Genomic DNA, 12,700 nt, shown 5'->3' on the forward strand with positions numbered 1-12,700 from the left:
TCCGACGGGGACGTGAGCTGCTCACGTCCCCGTCGGCTGTCGGTCATCGGGTGTTCCTCGGCCATCCGGCATGTCGTCACCTCCGCGATATCCGTGTGCGGGAGTATTCCCGTGACACGCCCCAGCATGCGGCGCACACTGTCGCCAGAAGGCGAGGGCGCGAGGAGGTGCGGCATGTCCCAGGTCAAGGTCTACAACCGCGGCTACGACCCCGACACCGGGGTGGGCGAGTTGCTGCACACCACCTCGGTGCGCCATGCCTTCGGGATGATCCGTCGCGGCGTCGCGAACCCGGTGGAACTCACCATCATCGAGGACCGCATCATTCCCCTCGCCCTCGAGCTCACCCGCACCCTCTCGGGAGCCTGGGTGGAGGGCGCGGGGCATCGGTCGATCGGCTTCTCCTACCGGGCGATCCACCAGCGTGACCACTTCACCTGCGCCTACTGCGGGCGCAGCGTCTCGCGTGCCCCGGCCTGTGAGGCGCTGCTGGCCACGGTGGACCACATCATGCCGGTCTCCCGCGGCGGGGAGTCCTCCTGGCTGAACCTCGTGTGCGCATGCCGGGAGTGCAACAACCGCAAGGCGGACCGCACCCCCGAGGAGGCCGGGATGCCGCTGCGCTTCGCGCCCTACGACCCGGCGGTGGCCTACCGCGTGGGCGGACATGTGGAGCAGATCCCGGCGCTCGCGGGAGTGTGAGCCCCGCGGCCGCAGCTCCACCCTCGAAGGGCCGCAGCGGGTGCTAGCGTTCACAGGGTGACCAGCACTCCTGCGCCCTCCACCCCGCCCCTCGGCTTCGACCGCGAGAAGTACCTGGAGCTCCAGAGCCGCCACATTCAGGCCCGGCGCGAGCAGATCGGCGGGAAGCTCTACCTGGAGATGGGCGGGAAGCTGTTCGACGACCATCACGCCTCCCGCGTCCTGCCGGGGTTCCGGGTGGATGACAAGATCGCGATGCTCGAGCGGTTGCGCGATGAGCTGGAGATCCTCATCTGCCTGAACGCGAAGGATCTGCAGCGCCAGAAGGTCCGCGCCGATCTGGGCATCCCCTATGAGGAGGATGTGCTGCGCCTGGTGGATGTGTTCCGCGAGCGCGGCTTCCTCGTCGAGCACGTGGTGATCACCCAGCTCGAGGAGAGCGACCATCGTGCCCATGCCTTCGCCCAGCGGCTCGAGCGCCTGGGGCTCGCGGTCGCTCGCCATCGGGTGATCCCCGGATACCCGCAGGATGTAGACCGGATCGTCTCCCCGCAGGGCTTCGGCATCAACGAGTACAGCGCCACGACACGGGACCTGGTGGTGGTCACCGCCCCAGGGCCGGGCTCCGGCAAGCTCGCCACGTGCCTGTCGCAGCTGTATCACGAGCATCAGCGGGGCATCGCGACGGGGTACGCGAAGTTCGAGACCTTTCCGATCTGGAATCTGCCGCTCGAACATCCGGTGAATCTCGCCTATGAGGCCGCGACCGCGGACCTGGATGATCTGAACCTCATCGACCCCTTCCACCTGGCCGCCTACGGCAAGCAGGTCACGAGCTACAACCGGGACGTGGAGGTGTTCCCGCTGCTGCGCAGCCTGCTGGAGCGCCTCACGGGTTCCTCCCCCTACGCCTCCCCCACCGATATGGGGGTGAATATGGCCGGGCACTGCGTGGTCGATGACGAGGTGTGCCAAGAGGCCTCCCGCCAAGAGATCATCCGCCGCTACTACAAAGCAGTGGTCGACGAGGCCATCCACGACAGCGATGACGAGGTCTCGCAGCGGGTGGCGATGGTCATGTCCAAGGCCGGCTGCCGCACGGTCGACCGTGCCCCGGTGGGTCCAGCCCGCGAGGTCGCCCAGCGCACCGGGGAACCGGGGGCAGCCATCCAGTTGGCCGACGGGACGATCATCACCGGCAAGACCTCCCCGCTGCTGGGGTGCTCAGCGGCGATGCTGCTGAACGCGCTCAAGCATCTGGCGGGGATCGACCCAGCGGTCAAGCTGCTGTCCCCCAGCTCGATCGAGCCGATCCAGACGCTCAAGACCGAGCATCTGGGCTCGCGCAATCCGCGTCTGCACACCGATGAGGTGCTCATCGCGCTGTCGGTCTCCGCCTCGAGCGATCCGGCCGCCCGGAAGGCCCTCGATCAGCTGCGCAGCCTCGCCGGATGCGATGTGCACACCACCACGATTCTGGGGACGGTGGATGAGGGGATCTTCCGCAGCCTCGGCATCGCGGTGACCTCCGAGCCCGTGTTCCAGCGGCGTTCGCTGTATCACAAGCGCTGAGAGATCACCATAGGTGCCTCTCCCCCGCTCGCCTCTTGCGCGCACGGGGCACGAGGCGTTCCATGGATGATGGACAGACGTCATCCGGTCCACGGGGAAGTCGTGGATCGGTACGGGCACCACGCCCATGATCGAAGGGGAAACCCATGACCATCGCCCGACGCACCCTGGCCGCGCTGGCGGCCCCGGCGCTCGCCCTCGCAGTCGTCGCCTGCGGCGGCGAGGAGGAGCCAGTGACGACCACCCCGGCCCAACAGGAGGAGCCGGCGCAGGACGACGATCCGCAGGAGGAGGACAGCCCCGCTGAGGACTCCGAGGAGGAGAACGGGGACGGTTCGCAGGAGGACGGCTCCGGGGAGGGCCCCGGCGGGGAGGACTCCGGGGAGGAGGGTTCCGATGCCGCGCAGGGCGAGCCGACCGTGATCGGATCCGAGTGGATTGAGGATGACTGGGAGCTGACCGAGGTCGACCAGGACCTGTGTGATTTCTCGATCACTGACTCGCCGTACGCGAACAACCCCGATGTGTTCTCCTGCGGTGCCACCGCGGACAGCGCCGTGGCCTGCATCCTGGATGTCGATCAGATGGTCCAGTGCGTGGTGAGCGCGGACAGCAAGAAGGCCATCTTCTTCGAGTCACCCGCGGTGGCAGGCGGGGCGAAGCCGGAGGATGAGGCGGAGCCGACGCCGATCCGGCTGGAGCTGACCGATGGCACCTCGTGCTCCCCGGCCGCACATACCGGGACGGAAACCCATGACGGCAAGGCCGCCTGGTACGGCTGCGAGGATGGCAGCGAGCTGCTCGCGGATATCGAGGAGGGCATCTCCTCCACGGTGGACACCAGCAGCGACGTGTGGACGGTCGAGCGCATCGTCGATGGGGGCGACCCCGAGACGACGGCTGTGCGCAGCGCCTTCTTCGCCGAGCCGCCAGCCGACTGACCCTCACCGGTGCCGACGAGGATCGGCCCGTGACCTGCGAGGGGCCGGACGCCCCAGCGGCCCTCCTACAGTGGTGCCCATGAGCGCGTCCGGTCCTTCTGCTGCCCCCTCCCCTGCTCCATCGGCCGCGCTCGAGGTGCTCTCGCGCGTCTTCGGCTACGACTCCTTCCGCGGGGATCAGGCGGCGATCATCGAACAGGTCACCGGCGGTGGGGATGCGGTCGTGCTCATGCCCACCGGCGGAGGAAAATCCCTGTGCTACCAGATCCCGTCCTTGCTGCGCGAGGGCACCGGAATCGTCATCTCCCCGCTCATTGCGCTGATGGCCGATCAGGTCGCCGCGCTCGAGGCGGTCGGGATCCGGGCCGCGTACCTCAACTCCACGCTCGCTGCGCATGAGGCCCAGGCCGTCGAGCAGCAGCTGCTGTCCGGGGAGCTGGACCTGCTGTATATGGCGCCGGAGCGCCTGGTGCTGCCGCGCACCCTGGACCTGCTGGGCCGTGCGCGCCTGGCCCTGTTCGCGATCGATGAGGCGCATTGCGTCTCCCAGTGGGGGCATGACTTCCGGCCCGACTACCTGGGGCTGACGGTTCTGGCCGAGCAGTTCCCCACCGTGCCGCGGATCGCCCTGACCGCCACCGCCACCGAGGCCACGCACCGGGAGCTCACCGAGAGGCTGCGGCTGCACGAGGCGCGACATTTCGTCGCGAGTTTCGATCGCCCGAACATCCGCTACCGCATCGAGCCGAAGAACAACGCCCGCGAGCAGCTGCTGCGGCTGATCACCACGGAGCATGAGGGCGAATCGGGGATCGTGTACTGCCTCTCGCGGCGCAGCGTCGAGCAGGTTGCGCAGTTCCTGCAGGAGCGCGGCATCCCGGCGCTGCCCTACCATGCGGGGCTCGAGGCCTCGGTGCGGCGGGATCATCAGGAACGGTTCCTGCGCGCCGACGGGCTGATCATCGTCGCAACGATCGCCTTCGGCATGGGGATCGACAAGCCTGATGTGCGTTTCGTGGCGCACCTGGACCTGCCCAAATCGATCGAGGGCTACTACCAGGAGACCGGGCGGGCCGGCCGTGACGGCCTGCCCTCGACCGCGTGGATGGCCTACGGGCTCGGGGACGTCGTCTCCCAGCGGCGATTCATCGACGATTCCGAGGGGTCCGAACAGCACAAACGCAATGCGCGGGCGCATCTGGATGCGATGCTCGCGCTGTGCGAGACGGTCACCTGTCGGCGCGCGCAGCTGCTGCGCTACTTCGGGGAGCACTCCGCCCCGTGCGAGAACTGCGACACCTGCCTGAGCCCTCCGGAGACCTGGGATGCGACGGTCGCAGCGCAGAAGCTGCTCTCGGCGATCGTGCGGCTGGACCGGGAGCGAGACCAGCGCTTCGGTGCCGGGCAGGTGATCGATGTGATGCTGGGACGGGAATCGGAGCGTTCCCGTCGCTCGCGTCATGAGGAGCTGAGCGTCTGGGGCATCGGCACCGAGCTCTCCCCGCGGCAGTGGCGCTCGGCGATGCGGCAGCTGCTGGCCCGCGGCATTATCGAGGCACAGGGTGAGTACGGGGTGCTGGTCCTGGGCCCGCATGCGGGACCGGTGCTGCACGGCGAGACGACTCTTGAACTCGCGGTGGAGCGCACCCCCGTGAAGGCCACCCGTCCCCGTTCCCGCCGCGGCCCCTCCCGGGCGGCGGAGGGCCTGGAGATCGCCCCGCGGGAGCGGTTCGAGGCGTTGCGGGCCTGGCGGACGAGCGTGGCGCGGGATAAGCAGATTCCGCCGTACATGGTGTTCTCCGATGCGACGCTGGTGGCGATCGCCGAGCATCAGCCCGCCAGCATCGACGCGCTCTCGCAGATCAGCGGTGTGGGGGCGAAGAAGCTCGCGGAGTACGGGGACGCTGTGCTGCAGGTGCTGGAGGAGCGCGCATGAGCACGCCGCTGCTGGTGGTCGGGGCCGTGATCACCGATAAAGAGAGGATCCTCGCGGCCCGTCGGCGCCCGGAGCTGCGGGCCGGCGGGCTGTGGGAGTTCCCTGGCGGGAAGGTCGAGCCGGGCGAGAGCCCGCAGCAGGCGCTGGCCCGGGAGCTCGCGGAGGAGCTCGGAGTGCGGGCCCAGGTGGGCGGGTTCATCGGCCGCGGGGTGCAGGATCTCGGCGAGCGCGAGCTGCATCTGGACTGCTACTGGGTGCGTCTGCTCGGGGACGCGCCCCGGACGAGCACGGATCATGACCTCCTGCGGTGGTGCACCCCGGCGGAGCTGACCGATCTCACCTGGGCAGCGCCGGATCGGCCGATCGTGCGACGTGTGCAGGAGGGCATGCGTCCGATGTTCGAGGACGTGTGAATCACCAGCTCACGCGCTCAGCAATACCCGTCGATCTGCGGCATGACCGGCTCGTCGATCCTGGGTGCGCAGCGCAGCGTGGACAGCTGGAGTCCCCGGGGTGACCTCGGCACCGGTGCTCGTTTCTGTGCCTTCCAGCGCTATGAGAACCTCCTGCAGCGTCGCTGAGGGATCCTCCCACGGCACGGCATAGGTGGTCGCTACCTGCAGATCGCAGCTCTGATGGGATGGCGCCGCCCTTTACGGCCCTGCTGCAGCGGTCGGCGCGGCGAGGTGCGCGATGACGGTCTTGATGAGCGATCCCATGCGCCACCGCTCGGGCACGAGCACGTCGAGCCCCGCCTCTCGCAGCGGCTGGGCGGTCACATCTCCCACCGCCGCGAGGGTGACGGTTCCGGTGCGCACCTGCTCGGTGAGCGCCGCCAGCACCCCCGCCTCGCGGGCATCGTCGAGCCAGGCCGCGGCGCCGGGGGCGGCCGTGAACAGCACCGCATCGAGCTGCCCGGCCCCGGCGAGCTCGGTGCTCTCGCGCAGGGCGGCAGCATCGGGCGTCGGCCCCCACCGGTAGACCACAAGGCTCGTGACGTCGGCTCCGAGCTCCTCCAGCAGCTCATCGAGCCCGTCGGATCCTGCGCCGTGGTGCTGGACGGCCACGCGACGCCCGGCGACGTCTTCGCGCCGCAGCTGCTCACCCACCTCGGCGGCGAGCTCGGAGTCCGCGACGAAAGCGCAGCTGAGCCCCGCCTGCTGGATGGCGCCGCGGGCCTTGGGGCCGCGGGCGAGGATCCGGGCCGGGGCGAGCGCTGTCCGCAGCTGCTTTCCGAGTCCTGCGGCGTCGGCCGCTTCCATCCAGCCGCGGAAGCCCACGCCGGTCAGCGCTACGACCACGGCGGGAGGGCCGGCGATGAGCTCTCGGGTGCGCTCGACGAGGGCGGGATCATCGAGGTGGTGGACGGTGGACATGGCTGGGGCGTGCAGGATTCGGGCGCCGTGGCGCTCGAGGGCGGCGCCGAGCTCGGCGGCACGGCGTTCGACAGCCAGGGCGATGGTGCGTCCGGCGAGGGCATCGGACAGGGCAGCGGGTTCGGTGGTGTTCATCGGCGGTGGGTCTCAGTCGCGGGCGCGGACCATGCGCTCGTGGCCGTTCTCGTCGAGCTCGGCGATGTCGTCGTGGGCTTTGAGGAAGTCGGAGAAGCTGCGGTAGCCCAGGGATTTCTCGCGGAAGGAGGAGTCCATGCGGCGCATATGGGACTTGACGGCGGAGGCGTACAGCCAGTCGCTGTCATCCCGTCCGCCGAGCTCAAGGGCTCGGCGCAGCAGGTGCGCGGCCGTCTGCGCGGCATCCTGGTCCTCCGCCGAGTCCTCCGCGCCCTCGCGGTCCTCCTGCGCGGCGGAGCTTGCGTCTGCGGGATCTGCGCCGCGGCGCTTCTTCCCGGAGCGGGCCGGAGCGGGGCGCTCCACGCCGGGCAGCTCCTCATAGGACTGGAACTCATCGCACGCAGCGGCCAGGGACTTCGCCGTGGATCCGGCCACTCCCATGCCGATCACGTAGCGGCCCAGGCGTCGGCAGCGCTGAGCGAGCGGCACGTAGTCGCTGTCCCCGCCGACGATGACGACGTGGGTAAGGTCCGCGGTGCGGAACATGTCCTCCACGGCGTCGACGGCCAGGCGGATGTCGGCGCCGTTCTTGGCGTACGCGGCGGCGGGGAACAGCTGGACGAGGTCCACAGCGCGGGCCACCAGCTGGGTGCGGTATTCGGCGTTCATCGGGGCTGACCAGTCGGCGTAGGCGCGGGTCAGCAGCAGGGACCCGAAGCTGGCGGCGTAGTCGATGATCGCGCCGACGTCCACGCGGGCACGCTCGAGCTTCTGGGCGATCTCAGGTTCGGTGGGGTCTTCGGCGATCTTCTGGCGGTCGCGGCTGAAGGCCTGCTTGCCGTGGATGCGGTCGTACCAGGACATGACGATGTTGTCGAAGTCGAGGTAGACGGCGACGCGGGGGTTGTCGATCTCAGGCATGCCACCAGTGTGCCTGCTCGGGCGGGGGCAGTCAGCAACGCCGCGACGCGACGTCCAACAACAGGGCCGCTGGGCCGCTCATGCGCTGCGGGCCGCTCCACACCGCGGTCAGAGGTCGCACCAGACGATGCCCGCCGTGCAGGGGGACGCGCAGCAGGGTGCCGGAGACGAGGTCCTGCAGGGCGGCGCGACGGGAGAGCACGGCAGGTCCCGCGCCGGACGCGACGGCCAGCCGCACGGCGGCATTGGAGCTGAGTTCCTGCACGGGCGCGGTGGCCGCCGCGGCGGGCACCAGTTCTTCGAAGGCGTCGCGGGTGCCGGAGCCGCCCTCTCGCACCACGAGCGGGGTGCGGGCCAGCTCCTCGATGGTGAGGGGGCTGCGACGGTCGGCCCAGGGATGGTGCGGGGCCACCAGCACCACAAGCTCATCGTCGGTGATGACGCGCGAGCGCACAGAGCTGGGTACGTGTGGGGTCTCGACGAACCCGAGCGGCAGGTCACCGCCGCGCACCCGCTCGAGCACCTGCGTGGAGTTCAGCACGTGGGGGCTGACGCGCACACCAGGGACCTGGTTGCGCAGGGTGGTCAGCCACGCGGGCATGAGGTGCTCGGCGATCGTCAGGGAGACGCCGATGGGGAGCTCGTCGGCCCCCGCCTCGCGGGTGTGGGCGAGCCAGTCGGAGAAGTCCTGGGCGGCCTCGAGCAGTTCCCGGGCATGCGCCGCGAAGACCAGTCCTGCGGAGGTGGGACGGGAGCCGCGCGGATGGCGTTGCAGCAGGCCCGTGCCCGCGTCGGCCTCGAGCTGGCGCAGGAGGCGGGACGCGTTGGGCTGAGCCATGCCCAGGCGCCTTGCGCCTGCGCCGAGGCTGCCTTCATCCACCACCGCGACCAGCAGGGCCAGAGCCGTCAAGGAGGGCAGGGATGAGGGGTCGACGCCCCGGGAAGCAGCTGAGGGGACGGCGCGGGAGGCGGCACGGGACATATCAGAATTATATGGCCCGGTGCGCGATCGATGGCTACCGCGCTCCGTGGTGTCGATGGGACGGTTCTGCGGTGTCCACGACGCCTATTTCGACCCCACACCGTTCCATCGACCCGTCCGCAGCTCCCATCGCCCCTCCCCCACCCGTTCGGCTGTGGCCAGGTCTGCTCACCTCTCTGGCCGTCGCCGGCGTGTCGATGATCATCGCCCGGCCGCTGCCGGGGATCAGCGCCCTGATCGTCGCGATCGTCGCGGGGATCGTGGTGGCCAACACCGTGGGGCTGCCGACCATCCTGCAGCCGGGCAGCATGGTTGCGGCCAAGCGATTGTTGCGCATCGGCATCGTGCTGTTGGGCCTGCAGGTGGTCATCGGGGATCTGCTGGGCCTCGGCGTGGGAGCGCTGGGCGTGGTGGTCGCCGTGGTGGCCGGAGGCATCGGTATCACCCTGGCGCTGGGGCGCCTGCTCGGCATCCCCAGAGAGCTCACGCTGCTGGTGGCCTGCGGTTTCTCGATCTGCGGGGCGGCCGCCGTGGCCGGGGCCAGCGGGGTCACCGACCCGGAGGAGAAACGGCCCGAACTGACTGCGACAGCGCTCGCGCTGGTGGTGCTGTTCGGCACCGGGATGATCGCGCTCATCCCGTTCGGCGCCGCAGCGCTGGGGCTCGATGAGCACTCAGCGGGTCTGTGGGCCGGGGCCTCGATCCATGAGGTCGCGCAGGTGGTCGCGGCCGGCGGGGCGATCGGCGGTGGCGCACTGACGGTCGCGGTGATCGTCAAGCTCGCCCGCGTGCTCATGCTCGCACCGGTCATGGCGGGGCTGAGCCTGTACACGCGTCGCGTCAGCGGCGACGGCGGGCATCGTCCCCCGATCATGCCGCTGTTCGTGGCTGGGTTCCTGGCCATGGTGGTCCTGGGGTCGCTCGTGCCGCTGCCCAGCGCGGTGCTGAGCGGCGCGAGCTTCGCGCAGACCCTGCTGCTGGCGGCGGCGATGTTCGCTCTGGGCACCGGAGTGCGGATCAGGGATCTGCTGTCTTTGGGGCCACGCCCGGTGCTGCTGGCCGCGGCCTCCACCGCAGCGGTCACAACCATCGCACTCGCGGGCATCATGCTGGCATCCTGACCGCACCTGCGCGGCTATGATCATCTGCATGACGCAGATGCGGGTACGAGAGGCCGCCGTATTCCTGGGAGTCAGTGAGGACACGGTGAGGCGCTGGGTGGAGCGCGGCATCCTTCCGGCGAGCGCCGATGCCAGCGGGCGCACCGTGATCGCGGGCATCGATGTGGCACGGCGGGCGCGCGAGCTCGCACATGCACCGACGTCCGGTGGTGCCTCGTCGGCCCGGAACCGGTTCACGGGCCTGGTCACCGACGTGGTCGCCAATACGGTCATGGCGCAGGTCGAGCTGCAGTGCGGGCCGTTTCGGGTGGTGTCCCTCATGAGCTCCGAAGCCGTGCGGGAGCTGGGTCTTGCCCCGGGGGTTGTCGCAACCGCCGTCGTGAAGGCCACACAGGTGATCATCGAGGCGGAACACACCGGAGCATCGGCGACATGAGCACACATTTCGCCCGTCGCCTCCTGGCACTGCTGGGAGCCCTCCTCCTGCTCGCGGGATGCGCCCGGGGCGCCGGCCCGTCGGAGTCGTCTCCCGTGACGCTCCAGGTCTTCGCCGCCGCGTCGCTGCAGCTGCCGTTCGAGGAGCTCGGGCAACTGTTCGAGGCGCAGCAGGAGGGCGTGAGCGTGAGCTTCACCTTCGCCGGGTCCTCCACCCTGGTCGAACAGATCCAGCACGGCGCCCCGGCAGACGTGTTCGCCGCCGCCGATGAGCGCACCATGCACAAGCTCACCGATCAGGACCTGCATGGCGCTGAGCCCATCGCGTTTGCCACCAATACGCTCATGATCGCCGTGCCGCCCGGGAATCCCGCGGACATCACCGACCTCGCCTCCCTGGCTCAGCTGGGCGTGAACCTCGTGGTGTGCGCGCCCGAGGTGCCCTGCGGAGCTGCGACGCAGCAGGTCGAGCAGGCCGCCGGTCTCAGCTTCTCACCGGTGAGCGAGGAGCAGTCGGTCACGGATGTGCTCGGCAAGGTCACGAGCGGTGAGGCCGATGCGGGGTTGGTCTATGCCACGGATGTGCGCAAGGCCGGGGATGCTGTCGAGGGCATCACGTTCCCGCAGGCGGAGGACGCAGTGAACATCTACCCGATCACGACGGTGAAGGACTCTGCCGACCCTGCGCTCGCCCAGGAGTTCGTGGATCTCGTGACCAGCGAGGACGGGCAGCGGGCGCTCGCCGAGCACGGGTTCGCAGGCCCATGAGCGCTCCAGGCAGCAGCATGCCGCGCTGGGTTCTCGTGCCCGCACTGCTGGGAGCACTGTTCGTGACCCTCCCGCTCATCTCCATGGCCCTACGCGTCAGCTGGACGGAGTTTCTCCCGCTCGTGACCAGCGCATCCTCTCTCGCGGCTCTGCGCCTGAGCCTGGTGACCGCGACCTGTGCGACGGCGGCGTGCGTGGTGCTCGGGGTACCGCTGGCGATGCTTCTGGCCCGCGCGAGACTGCCGGGGCGCGCTCTGCTGCGCTCTGCCGTTCTCATCCCCCTTGTGCTCCCGCCGGTGGTGGGCGGCATCGCGCTGCTGTACACCTTCGGGCGCCAGGGCCTGCTGGGACGTCACCTGGAGGTCCTGGGCGTGCAGATAGCGTTCTCGACCGCCGCGGTGGTGATCGCCCAGACCTTTGTGGCTCTGCCGTTTCTCGTGCTCTCCCTCGAGGGCGGTCTGCGCACCGCCGGGACCCGGTACGAGCAGGCCGCTGCCGGTCTGGGTGCGGGGCCCACGCGCGTGTTCACACACATCACCCTGCCGCTTCTGCTCCCATCTCTCGCCTCCGGCACGGTGCTCTCCTTCGCGCGAGCGCTCGGCGAGTTCGGAGCCACGATCACCTTCGCCGGAAGCCTGCAGGGAACCACGCGGACGCTGCCGCTGGAGATCTATCTGCAGCGCGAGAGCGGCCCGGATGCCGCGGTCGCGCTGTCCTTCCTGCTGATGATCGTGGCGGTGCTCGTCATCGTCCTCGCGTATCGGCGGAGCCCGGCATGAACGACCAGCCATCGGCTCTGGACCTGCACGCGGTGGTGCCGGAGCGCGGCGTGGATGTCGCGCTCACGGTGCCCGCGGGCCGCACCCTGGCGCTCGTGGGCCCCAATGGTGCGGGGAAGTCCACGGTGCTCGCCGCCGCGGCCGGGACGGTCCGCACGACGGGCGGTCATGTGCGCCTGGAGGGCACCGACGTGGGTGGGGATCCCGTGCACGCGAGGCGCATCGTGACCCTCAAGCAGGACCCGCTGCTGTTCCCGCATCTGAGCGTCGCCCAGAACATCCGCTTCGCGGCCGCAGCGGGCGGGGTCTCGCGGGCGGAGATCCGCGAGCGCACGGATGAGCAGATCACGGCGCTCGAGCTCGGGGCACTGGCTCGGCGCCTGCCTGGGGAACTTTCCGGGGGGCAGGCGCAGCGGGTGGCGATTGCGCGGGCGCTGGCGGCGCGGCCGGCCGTGCTGCTGCTGGATGAGCCCTTTGCGGCCCTGGACGTGCAGGCGGCGCCCGCCTTGCGGGAGGTGCTGCGCCGGGCCCTCGTCGGCCGCACCGCGGTGATCGTCACCCATGAGGTTCTCGATGTTGTCACCCTCGCGCAGCACGCCGTCGTGCTGGAGCAGGGGCGGGTGGCTGAGCAGGGCTCGGTCGAGCAGGTGCTCTCTCGGCCCGCCACCCGCTTCGCCGCCCGCTTCGCCGGGCTGAACCTGGTGGAGGGGTGCTGGGACGGCGAGTATGTGCGCGGAACGGGGCACAGGAGGGATGAGCTGCGCATTCCGGCGCGCTACGGCCGGCGTGCGGGTACGCGGGTTCGCACGGTGTTCCCACCCTCCGCCGTGCGGCTGGCGCCCGATGGGCCGATCACCGTTGAGGTGACCTCCCTGGTTCCGCAGGGCGCGCTAGTGCGGGTGCACTGCGGTGAGCTCCTCGCTGAGCTGTCTGCCGCGCAGTTGGCTGCGCAGGGCATCGCCCCGGGCCAGGAGCTGCGCCTGGACGTGGCGGCATCCGAGGTCACCGTCTACCCGGCCGGGCCCTAGCATG

The 12,700-nt window shown here is 70.0% G+C and carries 14 protein-coding genes; 11 read left to right on the forward strand and 3 right to left on the reverse strand.

The window, feature by feature from the left end:
- Positions 1-174: 174 nt before the first annotated feature.
- From MU407_RS01800 to MU407_RS14290, 6 genes are all read left to right on the forward strand, one after another.
- A complete protein-coding gene (locus tag MU407_RS01800) occupies positions 175-702 on the forward strand; it encodes an HNH endonuclease (protein ID WP_102236390.1) in 528 nt (175 codons plus the stop codon).
- Positions 703-759: 57 nt separating this feature from the next.
- A complete protein-coding gene (locus MU407_RS01805; protein ID WP_246954882.1) occupies positions 760-2,274 on the forward strand; it encodes a DUF1846 domain-containing protein in 1,515 nt (504 codons plus the stop codon).
- A gap of 146 nt (positions 2,275-2,420) precedes the next feature.
- Positions 2,421-3,215, forward strand: coding sequence for a hypothetical protein (locus tag MU407_RS01810; protein ID WP_246954883.1), 795 nt, complete (start codon positions 2,421-2,423; stop codon positions 3,213-3,215).
- 79 nt (positions 3,216-3,294) lie between these two features.
- Entirely contained in the window at positions 3,295-5,151 is a 1,857-nt protein-coding gene (gene recQ / locus MU407_RS01815; RefSeq protein ID WP_246954885.1) for a DNA helicase RecQ, read from the forward strand.
- A complete protein-coding gene (locus MU407_RS01820; RefSeq protein ID WP_246954886.1) occupies positions 5,148-5,564 on the forward strand; it encodes a (deoxy)nucleoside triphosphate pyrophosphohydrolase in 417 nt (138 codons plus the stop codon). Before recQ ends, MU407_RS01820 begins: the two co-directional genes overlap by 4 nt.
- Positions 5,565-5,606: 42 nt before the next feature.
- Complete coding sequence (locus MU407_RS14290; RefSeq protein WP_281507520.1) at positions 5,607-5,732, forward strand: hypothetical protein; 126 nt, start codon at positions 5,607-5,609, stop codon at positions 5,730-5,732.
- Positions 5,733-5,804: 72 nt separating this feature from the next.
- Here MU407_RS14290 and MU407_RS01825 read toward each other — a convergent pair whose 3' ends face one another.
- The 3 genes from MU407_RS01825 to MU407_RS01835 are packed head-to-tail and all read right to left on the reverse strand — an operon-like array spanning position 5,805 to position 8,565.
- Positions 5,805-6,662, reverse strand: coding sequence for a uroporphyrinogen-III synthase (locus MU407_RS01825; RefSeq protein ID WP_102236394.1), 858 nt, complete (start codon positions 6,660-6,662; stop codon positions 5,805-5,807).
- A gap of 12 nt (positions 6,663-6,674) precedes the next feature.
- Positions 6,675-7,583: an NYN domain-containing protein gene (locus tag MU407_RS01830; RefSeq protein WP_102236395.1), complete on the reverse strand. Its 909-nt coding sequence runs from the start codon at positions 7,581-7,583 to the stop codon at positions 6,675-6,677.
- A 31-nt stretch (positions 7,584-7,614) separates the two neighbouring features.
- Positions 7,615-8,565: a LysR substrate-binding domain-containing protein gene (locus MU407_RS01835; RefSeq protein WP_246954887.1), complete on the reverse strand. Its 951-nt coding sequence runs from the start codon at positions 8,563-8,565 to the stop codon at positions 7,615-7,617.
- A gap of 11 nt (positions 8,566-8,576) precedes the next feature.
- Here MU407_RS01835 and MU407_RS01840 point away from each other — a divergent pair, with 11 nt between their 5' ends.
- Genes MU407_RS01840 through MU407_RS01860 form a run of 5 tightly spaced genes read left to right on the forward strand, consistent with a single transcriptional unit; the run spans position 8,577 to position 12,696 of the window.
- A complete protein-coding gene (locus MU407_RS01840; RefSeq protein ID WP_281507521.1) occupies positions 8,577-9,686 on the forward strand; it encodes a putative sulfate exporter family transporter in 1,110 nt (369 codons plus the stop codon).
- A gap of 28 nt (positions 9,687-9,714) precedes the next feature.
- Positions 9,715-10,122, forward strand: coding sequence for a TOBE domain-containing protein (locus tag MU407_RS01845; protein ID WP_246954888.1), 408 nt, complete (start codon positions 9,715-9,717; stop codon positions 10,120-10,122).
- A complete protein-coding gene (gene modA, locus MU407_RS01850; RefSeq protein WP_102236399.1) occupies positions 10,119-10,889 on the forward strand; it encodes a molybdate ABC transporter substrate-binding protein in 771 nt (256 codons plus the stop codon). The genes MU407_RS01845 and modA overlap by 4 nt, the downstream gene beginning before the upstream one ends.
- The gene (locus MU407_RS01855) at positions 10,886-11,668 is read left to right on the forward strand and encodes an ABC transporter permease (RefSeq protein WP_102236400.1); all 783 of its coding nucleotides are present in this window, start codon (positions 10,886-10,888) and stop codon (positions 11,666-11,668) included. Before modA ends, MU407_RS01855 begins: the two co-directional genes overlap by 4 nt.
- Positions 11,665-12,696 carry an ABC transporter ATP-binding protein gene (locus tag MU407_RS01860; protein WP_102236401.1) on the forward strand — a complete coding sequence of 344 codons (1,032 nt, stop codon included), beginning with the start codon at positions 11,665-11,667 and terminating at the stop codon, positions 12,694-12,696. The genes MU407_RS01855 and MU407_RS01860 overlap by 4 nt, the downstream gene beginning before the upstream one ends.
- Positions 12,697-12,700 lie beyond the last annotated feature (4 nt).

It is taken from the genome of Brachybacterium sp. Marseille-Q7125, from assembly GCF_023062615.1.
In the GTDB taxonomy this organism is placed as follows: Bacteria; Actinomycetota; Actinomycetes; order Actinomycetales; family Dermabacteraceae; genus Brachybacterium.